Genomic DNA, 16,215 nt, shown 5'->3' on the forward strand with positions numbered 1-16,215 from the left:
GAACGGTCTGCGCCACCGTGGCGGCGATCTCCGATCCGGCAAATCGACCCGTTCGACCCATTCGATCCATTACGACCAGGCAGCCCACATGAACGTCAGCGTCTTCGATCTGTTCAAGATCGGCATCGGCCCGTCAAGCTCGCACACGGTCGGCCCGATGATTGCGGCGTGCCGCTTCGCCTCGCATATCGAGGACGCCAACCTGCTCGCCTTCGTGAGGCGCGTCAAGGTCGAGCTGTACGGCTCGCTCGGCGCGACCGGGAAAGGCCACGGCACGGACAAGGCGGTGCTGCTCGGGCTTGAGGGCCATCTGCCCGATACGATTGATCCGGACCTGATCGAGCCGCGTCTCGCGCAGATTCGTCAGGAGAAGGCGTTGTTGCTGCTCGGCAAGCACCGCGTGCAGTACGACGAGAAGGAACACCTGTCGTTCTTCCGCAAGCTGATGGCGGGCACGGGCGTGGTTCATCCGAACGGGATGCGTTTTCAGGCCTTTGATGAGAACGGCCAGTTGCTGGTCGAGAAAGAGTATTACTCGGTCGGCGGCGGCTTCGTGGTGAATCGCGAGGGTGATCGGGTCAACGGCGTGCGTGCGGGCGGCGAAGTGCCGTTTCCGTTTCGCACCGGCGATGATCTGATGCGGGTGTGCCGCGAGAGCGGGTTGTCGATTGCCGAGGTGGCGCTCGCGAACGAGTGCGCGTCGCGCTCGCGCTCCGAGGTTCGCGAAGGCCTGCTGGCGATCTGGCGCACCATGGCGGCCTGCGTTGAGCGCGGCTGCAAGGTGCGCGGCGAGTTGCCTGGCCCGATGCGCGTAAAGCGCCGCGCCGCTGATCTCTCAACGAACCTGCGCCTGCGATCGGAAGAGTCGCTGCGCGATCCACTATCGATGCTCGACTGGGTCAATCTGTACGCCATGGCCGTCAACGAAGAAAACGCCGCCGGCGGGCGTGTGGTCACGGCGCCGACCAACGGCGCGGCCGGCGTGATTCCAGCGGTGCTGCACTACTACGTGAAGTTCGTGCCGGGTTCGAATGACGACGGCATTGTCACCTTCCTGCTGACCGCTGCAGCGATAGGCATCATCTACAAGGAAACCGCCTCGATCTCCGGCGCGGAAGTGGGCTGCCAGGGCGAAGTGGGCGTGGCCTGCTCAATGGCTGCCGCGGCGCTCGCCGCCGTGATGGGCGGCACGCCGACCCAGGTCGAAAACGCTGCCGAAATCGGCATGGAGCACAACCTGGGCATGACCTGCGATCCGGTTGGCGGTCTCGTGCAGATTCCATGCATCGAGCGCAATGCGATGGGTGCGATCAAGGCGCTGAACGCGTCGCGCATGGCTTTGAAGGGCGACGGCCAGCACTACGTATCGCTCGACAACGTGATCAAGACAATGCGCGAAACCGGCGCCGATATGAAGACGAAATACAAGGAGACGTCGCGCGGTGGTCTCGCCGTGAACGTCATCGAATGCTAACCAAAGGGTCTGCGACATGAGCCGCTATTCGATATTCAGTTTGTTCCGCAACGGGTTGTCGTATCACGAGAACTGGGAGCGGCAGTGGAGAAGCCCGGAGCCGAAGCGCGAGTACGACGTGGTGATCGTCGGTGGCGGTGGGCATGGTCTGGCGACCGCGTACTACCTCGCCAAAGAACACGGCGTGCGCAATATCGCGATTCTCGAGAAGGGCTGGATCGGCGGCGGCAATACCGCGCGTAACACGACGATCGTGCGCTCGAACTACCTGTGGGACGAATCGGCCGCGCTGTATGAGAAGGCGATGAAGCTCTGGGAAGGCTTGTCTCAAGACCTCAACTACAACGTGATGTTCAGCCAGCGCGGTGTGATGAATCTCGCCCATACGCTGCAGGACGTGCGCGATACCGAGCGTCGTGTGAACGCGAACCGCCTGAACGGCGTGGATGCCGAATTCATCACGCCCGAGCAGATCAAGGAAATCGAGCCGACCATCAACCTCAACAGCCGCTATCCGGTGTTGGGCGCGTCGATCCAGCGCCGTGCCGGCGTAGCGCGTCACGATGCCGTGGCATGGGGTTTTGCGCGCGGCGCGGATCAGCATGGCGTCGACATCATTCAGAACTGCCAGGTCACCGGCATTCGCCGTGAAGGCGGTGCGGTGACGGGCGTCGATACGGTCAAGGGTTTCATCAAGGCGAAGAAGGTGGCCGTGGTCGCCGCAGGCAATACATCGACGCTGGCGGATATGGCCGGCGTGCGCCTGCCATTGGAAAGCCACCCGCTGCAGGCACTGGTGTCCGAGCCGATCAAGCCAGTGGTGAACACCGTGGTCATGTCGAACGCAGTGCACGCGTATATCAGCCAGTCCGACAAGGGTGACCTGGTGATCGGCGCGGGCGTCGATCAATACACAGGCTTCGGCCAGCGCGGCAGCTTCAACATCATCGAAGGCACGCTCGAAGCGATTGTCGAAATGTTCCCGGTGTTCTCACGCGTGCGGATGAACCGGCAGTGGGGCGGCATTGTGGATGTGTCGCCGGATGCGTGCCCGATCATCAGCAAGACCGACGTGAAGGGGCTGTATTTCAACTGCGGCTGGGGCACGGGTGGCTTCAAGGCGACACCGGGTTCGGGTTGGGTGTTCGCCCATACGATTGCCAACGACGCACCGCACCCGCTGAACGCGCCGTTCTCGTTGGACCGGTTCTACACGGGTCATCTGATCGACGAACACGGCGCCGCTGCCGTCGCCCACTAACGCTGAACGCACCGGAGAAACCTATGTTGATGATCGAATGCCCGTGGTGCGGGCCGCGCGCCGAATCCGAATTCTCGTGTGGCGGCGAGGCCGATATCGCCCGTCCGCTTGAAACCGAGAAACTGACCGACAAGGAATGGGGCGACTACCTGTTCATGCGCAAGAACCCGCGCGGCGTGCACCGCGAACAATGGCTGCATACGCAGGGTTGCCGCCGCTGGTTCATGGCGACGCGTGATACGGTGTCCTATCAGTTTCTCAGCTATGAAACCTTCGGCGGCTCGACCGCTGGGTCGGCTGTTAAACCCGCTACCAACGACGCTCACGAGGGCAACAAGCAATGAGCCAGAAAGACCGCCTCGGCGCCGGTGGGCGCATCAATCGTGCGATCCCGCTGACCTTCACGTTCAACGGCCGCACCTATCAGGGCTTTCAGGGCGACACGCTGGCGTCGGCGTTGCTCGCAAACGGCGTGCACTTTGTAGCGCGCAGTTTCAAGTATCACCGTCCACGCGGCATCGTGACAGCGGGCGTGGAAGAACCGAATGCCGTCGTGCAACTGGAGCGCGGCGCGTACACGGTGCCGAATGCACGTGCGACGGAAGTGGAGCTGTATCAGGGGCTGGTGGCCACCAGCGTGAATGCCGAGCCGAGTCTCGAGCACGACCGCATGGCGATCAACCAGAAGTTTTCGCGCTTCCTGCCTGCGGGGTTCTACTACAAGACCTTCATGTGGCCGCGTAAATGGTGGCCGAAGTACGAAGACAAGATTCGTGAAGCCGCGGGTCTGGGCAAGGCGCCCGAGGCGCTGGACGCTGACCGTTACGACAAGTGCTTTGCGTATTGCGACGTGCTGGTGGTGGGCGGCGGCCCGACCGGGCTGGCGGCGGCGCATGCAGCAGGCCTGTCGGGCGCACGTGTGATTCTGGTCGACGATCAGCGTGAACTCGGCGGCAGCTTGCTGTCGGGCCGCGCGGAAATCGATGGTCGTGCTGCGTCGCACTGGGTGGAGAAGATCGAGGCGGAACTGCGCCAGATGCCCGAGGTGAAAATCCTGAGCCGCGGCACGGCGTTCGGGTATCAGGACCACAACCTCGTTACCGTGACGCAGCGTTTGACCGAGCATCTGCCGGTCTCGATGCGCAAGGGCACGCGGGAATTGCTGTGGAAGGTCCGCGCCAAACGCGTGATTCTCGCCACGGGTGCGCATGAGCGTCCCATTGTCTTCGGCAACAACGATCTGCCCGGCGTGATGCTGGCGTCGGCGGTGTCGACGTATATCCATCGTTATGGCGTATTGCCGGGCCGCGAGGCTGTCGTGTTCACGAATAACGACGACGGCTATCAGTGCGCGCTCGATCTGAAGACCTGCGGCGCAAAGGTGACGGTGGTCGATCCGCGCGGGCAAGGCAACGGCGCGTTGCCGGCTGCGGCGCGCCGTCATGGGGTGAGGGTGCTGAACAACGCAGTTGTTACGACTGCGCAGGGCAAGCTGCGGGTTGGCTCGGTTGAAGTCGCGGCGTATGCGAACGGCAAGGTGGGCGCAAAAATGCCCGATCTGGCTTGCGATCTGCTCGCAATGTCCGGCGGCTGGAGTCCCGTGCTGCATCTGTTTGCGCAATCGGGTGGCAAGGCGCACTGGAACGGCGAGAAGGTGTGCTTTGTGCCGGGTAAGGCGATGCAACCTGAAACCAGCGTTGGCGCGGCAGCAGGAGAATTCAGCCTCGCGCGCGGCTTGCGGCTTGCAGTCGATGCAGGTGTTGAATCAGCGAAGGCGGTGGGGTTCAACGTGACGCGTCCGCAAGTGCCGCATATCGCGGAGATCGCTGAAGCGCCGCTGTTGCCATTGTGGCTGGTAGGCAGTCGCGAAACCGCGGCACGTGGCCCGAAGCAGTTCGTCGATTTCCAGAACGACGTGTCCGCTGCGGATATTCTGCTGGCCGCTCGCGAGGGCTTTGAGTCCGTCGAACACGTGAAGCGTTATACGGCGATGGGCTTCGGCACTGATCAGGGCAAGCTCGGCAATATCAACGGTATGGCGATTCTGGCCGATGCGCTCGGCAAGACGATCCCCGAAACCGGCACGACTACGTTCCGGCCGAACTACACGCCGGTCACGTTCGGCACGTTTGCGGGCCGCGAACTGGGCGACCTGCTCGATCCGATCCGCAAGACCTGCATTCACGAATGGCACGTCGAGAACGGTGCGGCATTCGAGGACGTGGGCAACTGGAAGCGTCCGTGGTACTACCCGAAGAAGGGCGAGGACCTGCACGCGGCGGTGGCGCGCGAATGCCTGGCGGTGCGTAACGGTGTGGGCATTCTCGATGCATCGACGCTCGGCAAGATCGATATTCAGGGCCCGGATTCAGCGCAACTGCTCAACTGGGTCTACACCAACCCGTGGAGCAAGCTCGAAGTCGGCAAGTGCCGTTATGGCCTGATGCTCGACGAAAACGGCATGGTCTTCGATGACGGCGTAACGGTACGTCTTTCCGAACAGCACTACATGATGACCACCACGACCGGCGGTGCCGCGCGCGTGCTGACGTGGCTCGAGCGCTGGCTGCAAACTGAGTGGCCGAACCTGAAGGTGCGGCTGGCATCGGTGACGGACCATTGGGCGACTTTCGCCGTGGTCGGGCCGAAGAGCCGCAAGGTACTGCAGAAGGTGTGCAGCGATATCGATTTTGCTAACGCCGCCTTTCCGTTCATGTGGTATCGCGAAGGCACGGTGGCCGGTGTCGCCGCGCGCGTGATGCGCATCAGCTTCTCGGGCGAACTGGCCTATGAAGTGAACGTGCCGGCAAACATGGGCCGTGCCGTGTGGGAAGCGTTGATGGCCGCAGGCGCCGAGTTCGATATCACGCCATACGGCACGGAAACGATGCACGTGCTGCGTGCGGAGAAGGGCTACATCATCGTCGGCCAGGATACAGATGGGTCGATCACGCCGTACGACCTCGGCATGGGCGGGCTGGTGGCGAAGTCGAAAGACTTCCTCGGCAAGCGTTCCTTGACACGCTCCGACACGGCAAAGGAAGGCCGCAAGCAGTTCGTGGGCTTACTTTCGGATGATGCGTCGTTCGTGATTCCCGAAGGCAGCCAGATAGTGGCCGGTCCGTTCTCGGGCGACACGGCTCCGATGCTCGGACACGTTACGTCGAGCTACTACAGCCCGATCCTGAAGCGTTCTATCGCGCTTGCCGTTATCAAAGGTGGCCTCAATAAGATGGGCGAGAGCGTGACGATTCCGCTCGCGAACGGCAAACAGGTTGCTGCAAAGATTGCCAGCCCGGTGTTCTACGATACCGAAGGAGTGCGTCAACATGTGGAATGAAGCGAGAAGCAAAGCACCGGACGCGGCTTCGACGATCGTGCAGCGCGCCGTAGGCGAGGTGTGGCAGGAGTCCCCGTTGGTGGGCGTCGGCGATTTGCTGAAGACGCATCAGGCAAGCGCCTCGAAGAAGTTCAGTTTGAGCGAGCGGCCGTTTCGCGATCTGGCGAATCTGCGCGGCGATACCGGCGATCCGGCTTTCGTCAGTGCAGTAGAAAGCGTGACTGGCTGCCGGCCGCCTGCCAAACCGAACACCGTGGCACGCGGCAACGGCTATGAAGTGCTGTGGCTTGGCCCGGACGAGTGGCTGGTGCGCTCGCAACAGCAACAGGGCGCGACGCTCGAAGCGAAGCTCACGCAGGCTCTGGCCGGACAGTTTGCGTCGGCGGTCGATATCGGCAGCGGCTACACGCTGCTCGAAGTGAGCGGCGAGAAAGTGCGCGATGTGCTGTCGCGCGGTTGCCCGCTCGATCTGCACCCGCGCGTGTTCGCTCCTGGCCAGTGTGCGCAAAGCCATTATTTCAAGGCATCGATCGTGCTGATCCCGGTCAACGACGACACCTTTGAACTGGTCGTGCGCCGCAGCTTCGCCGATTACTTCTTCCGCATCATGCTCGACGCGGCTCTGCCGCTGCTGTCGTGAAGCCGTTCGAAGAGGCCATGGCTTCGTTTTCCGCGCCTCCGCGCTTAGGGCGCGGCTGGCGCGTGTTTATCGACGAACTCGCGGTGGCGACGCGGATCGGGCTGCATGCGCACGAGTATGCCGCGCCGCAGCCGGTCGTGATCGATGCAAGCCTCCTTTACCGTGGCGAGCCGTCGGAAGAGGGGGCGCACGCGATGATCGACTATGAGCGCTATTGCGAGCGGGTGAGCGCGTTTCTGGCGGCCAAGCCGCATACACGGATGCTCGAAACCCTGGCTGTCGAAGTGGCGGAATTGTCGTTTCGCGAATGGCCCGCGCTCGACGCGCTGACGCTCGCGCTGCACAAGCCGAAGATCCGCGAAGGGACGCGCCGCATTGGCGTCGAACTGGATTGGACCCGTGCGGACTATGACGCACTGCGTGCCCGAGTCAGCGTGCAGGCGGTGGTCGCTGCGCGTTGAGCGCCTTAGGCCCGTTGATTGAGCCACGAGGGGGATGAGGATGCCACGCGCGCGCACTGCTGAACTGCTCAAACAGGCCTACGAAGCGGGCGATCGCGACGCGGCGCTGGCCTTGCTGGAGCAGAGCATGACATTGGGGCATCGGCGGATCGCCTTGCTTCGGTATCTGCAGGCGCGGCATCTGCACGCAACGCTAGAGGCGCGTCATCATGATTATGTGCGCGAGGTTGCGGCTCGCATGAGTCCGGCGACCTTGGCGCGTCTGGTGGGCGAGGCGCGTATGCGTGCGGCACGCGGTACTTATGAACCCGTGGACAGCACGGCCGCTGCGCGTGCCGCCTCCGCTGGGCAAGATTCTCGCGCAGTTTAAGGGTTCAAAACGTTTAGGCTGAGCATTTAGGCCCGGCGTGAGCATCAAACGCTAAGGCAGCGAGATGGTCAGATTGGCCGATTGCGGGCCGAGCTTGATGATCTGCGAGTACGGCGCGAGCGTGTGCAGCGTGGAATCGCGCAGATAGCTGTTCGGGCCGAGATAGGCGAGCAGCGCAACCAGCGCGAACACCGTGCCGATACTCCACAGCGGCACTTCGCGTTTCAGGCGGCGCGCGACCGACCGTCGTCAAGGACGATGGGTCGCTTGCGCATATTCGCGAGTTGTTGGGGGTGAAGCCCGAAGAGGGGAATTGAGGGCTCCGGGCGGCCTTCAATGTTCTCAACCTAAAGAAATCTCCTTTGGCTGCCGATATACGTGGTAGCCGAAGAGCGTCATTTTACTGATGCCTTGCGGTGTGGAAAGGGATTGGAAAGAAATGAGGCGAGATGACATCTGCAACTGCTGCATCGAAAGACCGGCCGCCGAATCCGTTCGATCTGCGGAACCCGCCCGGCTCCGCGCGCATGAATTTAGCAAGCGCCGGGCAGCAAGCGTCGGCACGATGAACGGCTTGAGTCCCAATCTGTTGGCTCAGCGCATTTTTGCTCGCCTTACGCTTGCGGTGCTGGTCGGAACCCTGGCTGGCTGTAGCGACGGCATTTCACAGGACGACGTACGATTCGTGGTCTCCGCGTTGCCGTCGCAATTCGAGTCATTGCGTATGTACCATACGGCGCCCGACAACGTCGCCCCGTTCGGCAGTTCGGCCCCGCATGCGCCTGTAAAGCTTCAACAGGGTTGCGAAGCGATGCTCCGTGTGCCGGGCGGAGAAAGGCGTGAGGCGGTGATACTGGACAGCGGTACAGCGGCATCCTTCGATCTCGACGCCATCCGTACTGCCGATGGGTGGAACGTTACGTCGGATGGTCTCTCGCCACCCAGCGATAACCCAGTCGAGTTTCGCACTCAGTTCACGAGTTGCGTGAGCGCGATCGTAGATAAGTATCGGGCTGAGCCGGATAAGGCGCCGTTTTCGGAGCCGCTGGTGTTTAAGTAGTCAAACTGACGCCGCCACACGCAGGGCCGATTGAGGGTGGGATCGCGGTGCTATGATAGGCAAACCTAAGCCTATCGAACTGTGCCTTAAAGAAACGTGATGACTCCCCAGACGACGGCGCTGCTGCAAGCAATCGATGCCGATAAGGCAAAGCTGGATGCTGCGCGCCCGTTGCCGGCTCACACGCTTGCGTCGTTGCGCGAGAAGCTGATGCTGGAATGGACTTATCACTCGAATGCTATCGAGGGCAATACCCTCACGTTGCGTGAGACGAAGGTGGTGCTCGAGGGCATCACGGTAGGCGGCAAGTCGCTGCGGGACCACTTCGAGGCCACGAACCACCGAGACGCCATTCTCTACGTCGAGTCGATTGTCGCGAAGGACGAGGCGTTGAGCGAATGGCAGATACGCAACATTCACAACCTGGTGCTAAAGGGCATCGACCAAACCGAAGCCGGCCGCTATCACCAGGAAAACGTGGTGATCGCCGGCGCGAGTACCACGCCGCCCGACTTCCTGCATCTGCCTGAGGAAATGCGCGCGCTGATCGAATGGCACGATAAGTCTGGCGGGATGCACCCAGTCGAGCGCGCTGCCGAACTACACACGCGCTTCGTCAAGATCCACCCGTTCGTGGATGGCAACGGCCGTAGCGGTCGCCTGCTTCTCAACTTCGAATTGATGAAGGCCGGCTACCCACCGGCAATCATCCAGAAAGAGGACCGGTTGGCCTACTACGACTCATTGGACGAGGCGTGCGTCAGTGGCGACTACAGCAGCATCACGCAGCTCGTGGCGAACTCGGTGCATCGCTCGCGCGACACCTACCTTAGCGTTCTGGGGCTGCGTAACTAACCGCCCTGATCACGCACCCCCGCCAGCCAACCCAGCCCGAAACTCAATCCGCCGATTCCTCGCCCGTCCATCATTCGTGTCATTGGAAGCAATCGGCTGATCCGGGCCAACGCCGGTATTCGACAACTTCTGCGGCGCGATTCCCGTGGACACCAGATACCCCTTGGGCGCATTACGTCGGACAGGAAACGCTGCGTCCGCAGACGGGCTGGACCCCGCTCGCCTTTGCGCTGGACTGGATTCGCCCGCCGCGCCAGATGCACTCCACGAGCTTCTTTTATGCCCATACGGATCAGTGGCGCTACGAGAAGCTGGGCGTCGAGGAAATCCTCTCGCCGCTTGCGGACAAAGAGCGTTACGGTGGCTCGCTGATCGACTACAACGTGCGCGCCGAACGGATGGGCTGGCTGCCGTCGGCGCCGCAGTTGCAGACCAATCCGCTGCAGGTGGCACGCGATGCACAGGCCGCCGGCGTGGACGCGAAAGAGTACGTCGCGCGCACGCTATCTGGCGGCTCGCTCAGGATGGGCTGCGAAGACCCAGACCATCCGGACAACTAGGTCGTGCGGGACCGGCGTTTGAATCTGCCGTCGGGACACAACTCGCCGGCTTCGCAACGCGGGTCATAAGTCATGGCTGGGCGGGAATAACAAACCTGTTATAACGTGACGTGGGTGCCGCAGCTACTGCTATCGCGGCACCCACGCCTCACCAGGAATGTCTCTTCAAGACTGAAAGTGCCTCCTCAACCGCCTCACGCCGCATGCAGCCCGCCGCGCAGCAACTGCCGCACCCGCGACAGATCCTGATCGACGTTTTCGGCCTGCTCGAACAGCACCGCGAGCCAGTCGACAAAAGCCCGCACGCGTGGCGACACGCGCCGGCTCTTCACATACGCCACGGACACTGGAATCAACGCAGGCTTCCACTGCGGCAACACTTCGCGCAACTGTCCCGCGTCGAGGTACGGTTGCGCGGCAATGCGTGCCGGCTGGATCAGCCCGAGCCCTTCGAGCCCGCAGGTCAGATAAGCCTGCTCGTCGCTGACCTTCAGGAAGCCGTTGACTTTCACATTCAACGCCGTGTCGCCAACTTCGAAATCGAAGTCCACCGCGCGACCGCTGTGCGGCGAAAGGCAGTGCACGGCAATGTGATTCTCCAGCGCTTCGAGATCGGCGGGCGTGCCGTGACGCTCGAGATAGTCGGGACTGGCGCACGTCACCAGTTCGAGCATGCCGAGGCGCCGCGCCGCGAGGCCGGAGTCCGGCAACTCGCCTAGCTGGATGCTGCAATCCACCGCTTCGCCGACGAGATCCACCGCGCGATTGCTGACGCCGATCGCAAGATCGATGTTCGGGAAACGCTCATGAAAATCGTCGAGCGCCGGCAACACCAGCGCGGTCGCCACCGCGCCCGGCATTTCGACGCGCAGACGGCCGCTCAGCTGATCGGTTGAATGGCGCAGGCTGGCTTCCATTTCGTCGATGTCGGCGAGGATCTGCGCACAACGTTCGTAGTACGCAGCACCTTCGGCAGTCAGGCTGAGCCTGCGCGTCGTCCGCACCAGCAAGGCGGTGCCGAGCAGCGCTTCCAGATTCTGAACCAGCGTCGTCGCCGTCGCGCGCGGCATATCGAGCGATTGCGCGGCGCGTGTGAAGCTATTGGTATCGACGATACGGATAAAAGTGCGCATCGCCTGAATACGGTCAATCACGGGCAATCTCCTGTCAAACAGTACATACGCGGGACAATCCGAATAAGGACGTACAGCCAACGCACCTCGTCCCGTCGGGGAGGCGTGTCGGCATGACGATGCGAGGCGGGAGCAGGGCAGGCCGCCGCAACGGGCGCGGCCTGTGCGTCACGGCTGGCGGGCGCTTGGCCCGCCGGCGTGACGACCTGTGGAACTACCGGGATAAATCCTTGGGGTAAAACGACCGGCAGTTACTTCCGGAGCGAGTCGAGGTCGATCACAAAGCGATACTTCACGTCGCTCTTCAACATCCGCTCATACGCATCGTTAATCTGTTGCATCGGAATAATTTCGATATCCGATGTAATGCCGTGCTCGCCGCAGAAATCGAGCATTTCCTGGGTTTCAGCAATGCCGCCAATCAGCGAACCCGCCAGACGGCGGCGCTTCATGATCAGGTTGAACACCTGCGGCGACGGGTGATCGTGTTCGGGTGCGCCAACCAGTGCCATCGTGCCGTCGCGGCGCAGCAGGTTCAGGAACGGGTTCAGGTCGTGCTGGGCGGCCACCGTGTTGATGATCAGATCGAAGCTGTTCGCATGGGCTTCCATCTCTTCCGGGTTCTTCGAAATCACCACTTCATGCGCGCCGAGACGTTTCGCATCTTCAACCTTCGACTGCGAGGTCGTGAACAGCACGACATGCGCACCCATCGCGCGCGCGAGCTTCACGCCCATGTGGCCGAGACCGCCGAGGCCAACAATGCCGACCTTCTTGCCGGGACCCGCGCCCCACGTGCGCAGCGGCGAGTAGGTGGTGATACCGGCGCACAGCAGCGGCGCCACGCCGGCCGGGTCGAGGTTCTGCGGCACGCGCAGCGTGAATGCTTCGTCGACGACCAGTTGCGTCGAATAGCCGCCAAACGTAATGTCACCGGTTTCGCGGTCCGCGCCGTTGTAGGTGCCGACAAAGCCGTTTTCGCAATACTGCTCGAGGCCTTCTTCGCAGCTCGGGCAGGTACGGCACGAATCGACGAGACAGCCGACGCCGACGAGGTCGCCGGTCTTGTACTTCGTGACGTCAGGACCGACCGCCGTCACACGGCCGACGATTTCGTGCCCAGGCACCACCGGGTAAATCGAGTTTTTCCACTCGTTGCGGGCCTGATGCAGGTCCGAATGGCAGACGCCGCAAAACAGCACTTCCATCTGCACATCATGGGCGCGCAGCTCGCGGCGCTGGAATTCGAATGGGGCGAGTTTCGATTGCGCGTCGCTCGCAGCATAGGCGTAAGTCGTGGTCATGAGTGCTCCTGCAATGGGATGGGTGGCTCAAGGCGCCGGCTGTAGCGACGCGGGGTCGCGAGAGCGGCTTTGCCTTGACTTGGACCGAGATCGCCGCAGTCAATCGCGGGGGTGGGCTCCCTCGACCGGCCTTCTGCGGGCGGGCCATCGGCTTAGCCACGGCTGTTGTGGCTCAATGGCGGGCCCCGGGAAGGCCGGCTTACGGACCGCCGCCCTTTCGGGCAGCAGCGGCGGGAATGGGTGATCCGGCAGGGTTCCCATCGTAGGCGGCGGGCGCTCCCTGGGGAATACCTGAATATCTCGAAGGTTTGCCTATTTCTCCTGAGAGCGAGCGCTATAGGCCGTTTGATGCTAAATTTCAAGCCTTATTCTCTGCTGCATCAATAGGCATTGTCATGCAAACGACTCAAACCTGCCGCGCTGCCATCAGTCCCGCCCAGCAGCGCATGGTCGAACTCTGCGACATTCTCGCGCCGGGCGAGGGCTACACGCCGTCGCGTCTTGAGGGCGTGAAGTTCATGCGTTCGAATCGGCCGATGCCGCGCATGCCGGTGCTCTACGAGCCGAGCATCGTGATCGTGTGCCAAGGGCGCAAACGCGGCTATCTGGGCGAGCAGACCTATTTGTACGACGCGCAGCAGTACTTGGTATTGTCCGTGCCGCTGCCGTTCGAGTGCGAAACCGAGGCGAGTCTGGAGGAGCCGTTTCTGGGCATCTCCGTACGGGTCGACCTGACGGTGGTCGCAGAGCTGCTGATGGCGTTGAACGAAACCCACGGCACGACGCTTACCGAGCCGCGCGGCATCTATTCGACACCGCTCGATCCGGTTATGAGCAACGCCGTGCAGCGTCTGCTTGAAGCGCTGGCTTCGCCGCTCGACGCGAAGATTCTCGCCCCTGCCATCATGCGCGAGATCTGCTATCGCGTGCTGACTGGCGAGCAGGGCGATGCGATCCGCGCCGCGCTCACACATCAGCATCACTTTGGCCGCATCGCCAAGGCGCTGCGGCGCATTCATGCCGATTACCGGGGCGATCTCGATGTCGATACCCTGGCGCGCGAGGCCGGTATGAGTCTCGCGGTGTTTCACGCGCAGTTCAAGGGCGTGACGGCGACTTCGCCCATGCAGTATGTGAAGACCACGCGGTTGCATCACGCGCGACTGCTGATGGTGCAGGATGGTCTGAATGCGGGCGCTGCCGCGGCAAGGGTGGGTTATGAAAGCGCATCGCAGTTCAGCCGGGAGTTCAAGCGGCTGTTCGGGCTGAGTCCCGTGGATGAAGTGAAGCGCATGCGCGCGGTGATCGATTCGCCGCCGCCGCGCGTCGCGCCGCCGGCGGCGAAGTATGTGACGGCGGTGTGAGCGGGCAGCGGCGCGTTGGCTCGAGCGGCGCCTGGCCTGCAGGTAAGAGCTGCCTGGCAGGGCTAAGTGCTCTCCGGGTTCAGGCCGGATCGTGGCAAGAGTAACCGCCTGAGTTCAACCCAGACCGTAGCAGGACTAACGGCCTGAGTTCAGGCTAGACCATAGCAGGGCTTAACCACTTCTTCAGTTCACGCTGGGTCGTGGCAGCACACGCAGAGTTTGTTGCCCTCCGGATCGCGAAAGTAGCCGCCGTAATAGTGCTCGTGATACTGCGGCCGCACGCCAGGCGGGCCTTCGCATGAACCGCCCTGTGCGAGCGCAACGGCATGCGCGCGGTCGACCGTGGCGCGGTCCGGCGCCAGCAGCGCGAGCATCTGACCATTGCCGACACTAGCTGGATTACCGTCGTAGGGCCGGCTGATCACAAACAGTGGACGCGGCTGGTCTGCCGCCATCCAGCCGGCGCAGCCCGTCTGTTCGTCGCGGAACTTGAGCTTGAGCGTGAGCGTGTCCATCAGCGCGGAATAGAAGCCGAAGGCGCGTTCGAAGTCGTTAATGCCAACGAAGACGTGGGATAGCATCTCTTGCTCGTTCCTTTAGACGGTAGATGGTAGACGTTGGACCTGCCGCGGGTCGGCGTGAGCTCGGCGGATTTCTCTGGCCACGCTCTGCAACTGCTTGAACGCGCGAAACCGCGCCTCGTGCAGAGCCGCGATGTCGCCTCGATCCGGCTCGTAGGTTTTGCTGATCTGCGACATGCTGGCCATCGCCGAGCGCACGTCGTCGAAGCTGCCGCCCGCCACGCCACCCAGCATCGCGGCACCCAGCAGCACGGGCTCTTCCGCCTGCGTGGCGAGGACGGGCTTTCCTGTCGCATCGGCGAGCAGTTGGCGAACGAGATCGAGTCGCCCGGCGCCGCCGCTGATCACCACGCGCTCGATCGGTGCACCGGCGGTAGCCTGCGTCTCGATGATCTGGCGCAGGCCGTAACCAATGCTGCAAATGCCGGCAATGTAGAGGGCGACCAGGCTGTCCAGATCGTCTTCCATGCCAAGGCCCGCAATCACGGCTCTGGCGTGCGGGTCAGCCAGCGGGGCACGGTTGCCGAGGAACTCGGGGACGACATGTAGCCCGTTGGCCAGTCTCACCGCGCCAGACAAACCGTCCGCCGTCTGCGCCGACTGCACGGCGAGAGCGGCGAGCATCACCGGCAAGGACTGTCCCGCTTGCTCCGCTTGTTGACGGGCGTCGGGCGTTGCAGGGTGCATCGAAAGCAGTCGTTCGATCGCTGCGCCCGCAACCGATTGGCCACCCTCGTTGAGCCATGCATCGGGGACCATCGCCGAAAAGTAGGGGCCCCAAACGCCGGGCACGAAGACCGGACTGCGCGTGGTGGTCATCGTGCACGATGAGGTGCCGAAGACGTAGGCGAGGCAGGCTTCGGGCTCGCCATCGGCACCGACGGTGCCGATCCCGCCGGCATGAGCATCAATCACGCCTGTGGCGACCGGCGTTCCAGCCAGCAGTCCAAGCTCAGCGGCGGCGCTTGCCGTCAGCCCGCTGCCGAGCGGCGTGCCCGCGTCGACCACGGTCTGGCCGATGCGCACAAACGCCTCGTCCGCCAGCACGCCGAGTCCGACGGTGCGGAAATAGCTCTCGTCCCAGCGCCGTTCGTGCGCCAGATAGGTCCATTTGCAGGTGACCGTGCAAGTGGAGCGCGACAGATCTCCGGTCGCGCGCCAGGTCAGGAAGTCGGTCAGATCGAAGAACTGCCATGCTGCTTCGAACACGCTCGGCCGGTTCTCGAGAAGCCATAGCAGCTTCGGCGTCTCCATCTCCGGCGAAATCTTGCCGCCGACAAATTTCAGCACCTCGTGGCCCGTCGCGTTGATGCGTTCCGCCTGCTCCACAGCGCGGTGGTCCATCCAGACGATGATGTCGCGTTCGGCCTGTTCCGAGGGTCCCACCGGCAGGGACTGTCCGTCCGCGCCCAGCACGACGAGCGAGCAGGTGGCGTCGAAGCCGATGCCGGCGATCTGACCGGGCGACACCGCGGCCTGCGCCAGTGCATCCTTCACGGAATCGCAGACGGCCTTCCAGATTTCGCCGCTCGACTGCTCGACGATGGAGCCGCTCGCATGGAACAGCGTGATGTCACGCCTGGCCGACCCCACCATGCGGCCAGCGAGGTCGAAGATACCAGCCCGGGCGCTGCCCGTGCCCACGTCCACGCCAATGACATAGCGCACATCGCGCGTGCTGTCTGCCGCGCCGGAGGTCGGGTTTTCTGAAGTCATAGCTTGCTGCCTGCTCGTTGTCTGCTCATTGCTCATTCAGGGAGGCGTTTCTGATCGGCCGCCCCGCGGACAGTGGACAGCGGGCCACATGAGGCC

The 16,215-nt window shown here is 62.8% G+C and carries 14 protein-coding genes and 3 pseudogenes; 11 read left to right on the forward strand and 6 right to left on the reverse strand.

Going from position 1 to position 16,215, the window contains the following annotated elements; all coding sequences use genetic code 11:
* Positions 1-88: 88 nt before the first annotated feature.
* The 7 genes from P3T40_RS17230 to P3T40_RS17260 are packed head-to-tail and all read left to right on the forward strand — an operon-like array spanning position 89 to position 7,546.
* Positions 89-1,474: an L-serine ammonia-lyase gene (locus P3T40_RS17230; RefSeq protein WP_429269018.1), complete on the forward strand. Its 1,386-nt coding sequence runs from the start codon at positions 89-91 to the stop codon at positions 1,472-1,474.
* A gap of 16 nt (positions 1,475-1,490) precedes the next feature.
* Positions 1,491-2,735 (forward strand): sarcosine oxidase subunit beta family protein, encoded by a 1,245-nt coding sequence (locus P3T40_RS17235; protein WP_429268931.1) that lies wholly within the window; start codon positions 1,491-1,493, stop codon positions 2,733-2,735.
* A gap of 23 nt (positions 2,736-2,758) precedes the next feature.
* Entirely contained in the window at positions 2,759-3,079 is a 321-nt protein-coding gene (locus P3T40_RS17240) for a sarcosine oxidase subunit delta (protein ID WP_429268932.1), read from the forward strand.
* Complete coding sequence (locus P3T40_RS17245) at positions 3,076-6,075, forward strand: sarcosine oxidase subunit alpha family protein (RefSeq protein WP_429268933.1); 3,000 nt, start codon at positions 3,076-3,078, stop codon at positions 6,073-6,075. The genes P3T40_RS17240 and P3T40_RS17245 overlap by 4 nt, the downstream gene beginning before the upstream one ends.
* Entirely contained in the window at positions 6,065-6,715 is a 651-nt protein-coding gene (locus P3T40_RS17250; RefSeq protein ID WP_429268934.1) for a sarcosine oxidase subunit gamma, read from the forward strand. Before P3T40_RS17245 ends, P3T40_RS17250 begins: the two co-directional genes overlap by 11 nt.
* Entirely contained in the window at positions 6,712-7,176 is a 465-nt protein-coding gene (locus tag P3T40_RS17255; protein WP_429268935.1) for a dihydroneopterin aldolase, read from the forward strand. Before P3T40_RS17250 ends, P3T40_RS17255 begins: the two co-directional genes overlap by 4 nt.
* Positions 7,177-7,210: 34 nt before the next feature.
* A complete protein-coding gene (locus P3T40_RS17260) occupies positions 7,211-7,546 on the forward strand; it encodes a hypothetical protein (protein ID WP_429268936.1) in 336 nt (111 codons plus the stop codon).
* Between the two features lie 51 nt (positions 7,547-7,597).
* Here P3T40_RS17260 and P3T40_RS17265 read toward each other — a convergent pair.
* A pseudogene (locus tag P3T40_RS17265) lies at positions 7,598-7,786 on the reverse strand (DotU family type IV/VI secretion system protein); the annotation flags it as partial.
* Positions 7,787-8,111: 325 nt separating this feature from the next.
* Here P3T40_RS17265 and P3T40_RS17270 point away from each other — a divergent pair.
* Positions 8,112-8,606: a hypothetical protein gene (locus tag P3T40_RS17270; protein WP_429268937.1), complete on the forward strand. Its 495-nt coding sequence runs from the start codon at positions 8,112-8,114 to the stop codon at positions 8,604-8,606.
* A 99-nt stretch (positions 8,607-8,705) separates the two neighbouring features.
* Positions 8,706-9,461 (forward strand): Fic family protein, encoded by a 756-nt coding sequence (locus tag P3T40_RS17275; RefSeq protein WP_429268938.1) that lies wholly within the window; start codon positions 8,706-8,708, stop codon positions 9,459-9,461.
* Between the two features lie 9 nt (positions 9,462-9,470).
* Here the strand turns inward: P3T40_RS17275 and P3T40_RS17280 are convergent.
* Positions 9,471-9,635 (reverse strand): annotated as a pseudogene (locus P3T40_RS17280) (OmpA family protein); the annotation flags it as partial.
* On the opposite strand from P3T40_RS17280, the pseudogene narZ reads away from it, so the two are divergent.
* Positions 9,626-10,018 (forward strand): annotated as a pseudogene (gene narZ / locus P3T40_RS17285) (nitrate reductase subunit alpha); the annotation flags it as partial. The pseudogenes P3T40_RS17280 and narZ overlap by 10 nt on opposite strands.
* Before the next feature lie 197 nt (positions 10,019-10,215).
* Here the strand turns inward: narZ and P3T40_RS17290 are convergent.
* Complete coding sequence (locus tag P3T40_RS17290; RefSeq protein ID WP_429268939.1) at positions 10,216-11,175, reverse strand: LysR family transcriptional regulator; 960 nt, start codon at positions 11,173-11,175, stop codon at positions 10,216-10,218.
* A gap of 230 nt (positions 11,176-11,405) precedes the next feature.
* The gene (locus tag P3T40_RS17295; RefSeq protein ID WP_429268940.1) at positions 11,406-12,458 is read right to left on the reverse strand and encodes an NAD(P)-dependent alcohol dehydrogenase; all 1,053 of its coding nucleotides are present in this window, start codon (positions 12,456-12,458) and stop codon (positions 11,406-11,408) included.
* 395 nt (positions 12,459-12,853) lie between these two features.
* Here P3T40_RS17295 and P3T40_RS17300 point away from each other — a divergent pair, with 395 nt between their 5' ends.
* The gene (locus P3T40_RS17300; RefSeq protein ID WP_429268941.1) at positions 12,854-13,822 is read left to right on the forward strand and encodes an AraC family transcriptional regulator N-terminal domain-containing protein; all 969 of its coding nucleotides are present in this window, start codon (positions 12,854-12,856) and stop codon (positions 13,820-13,822) included.
* A 188-nt stretch (positions 13,823-14,010) separates the two neighbouring features.
* Here P3T40_RS17300 and P3T40_RS17305 read toward each other — a convergent pair whose 3' ends face one another.
* Positions 14,011-14,403, reverse strand: coding sequence for a VOC family protein (locus P3T40_RS17305; RefSeq protein ID WP_429268942.1), 393 nt, complete (start codon positions 14,401-14,403; stop codon positions 14,011-14,013).
* Positions 14,404-14,418: 15 nt separating this feature from the next.
* Positions 14,419-16,119, reverse strand: coding sequence for an FGGY-family carbohydrate kinase (locus P3T40_RS17310; RefSeq protein WP_429268943.1), 1,701 nt, complete (start codon positions 16,117-16,119; stop codon positions 14,419-14,421).
* Positions 16,120-16,215 lie beyond the last annotated feature (96 nt).

It is taken from the genome of Paraburkholderia sp. EB58, from assembly GCF_050436665.1.
In the GTDB taxonomy this organism is placed as follows: Bacteria; Pseudomonadota; Gammaproteobacteria; order Burkholderiales; family Burkholderiaceae; genus Paraburkholderia.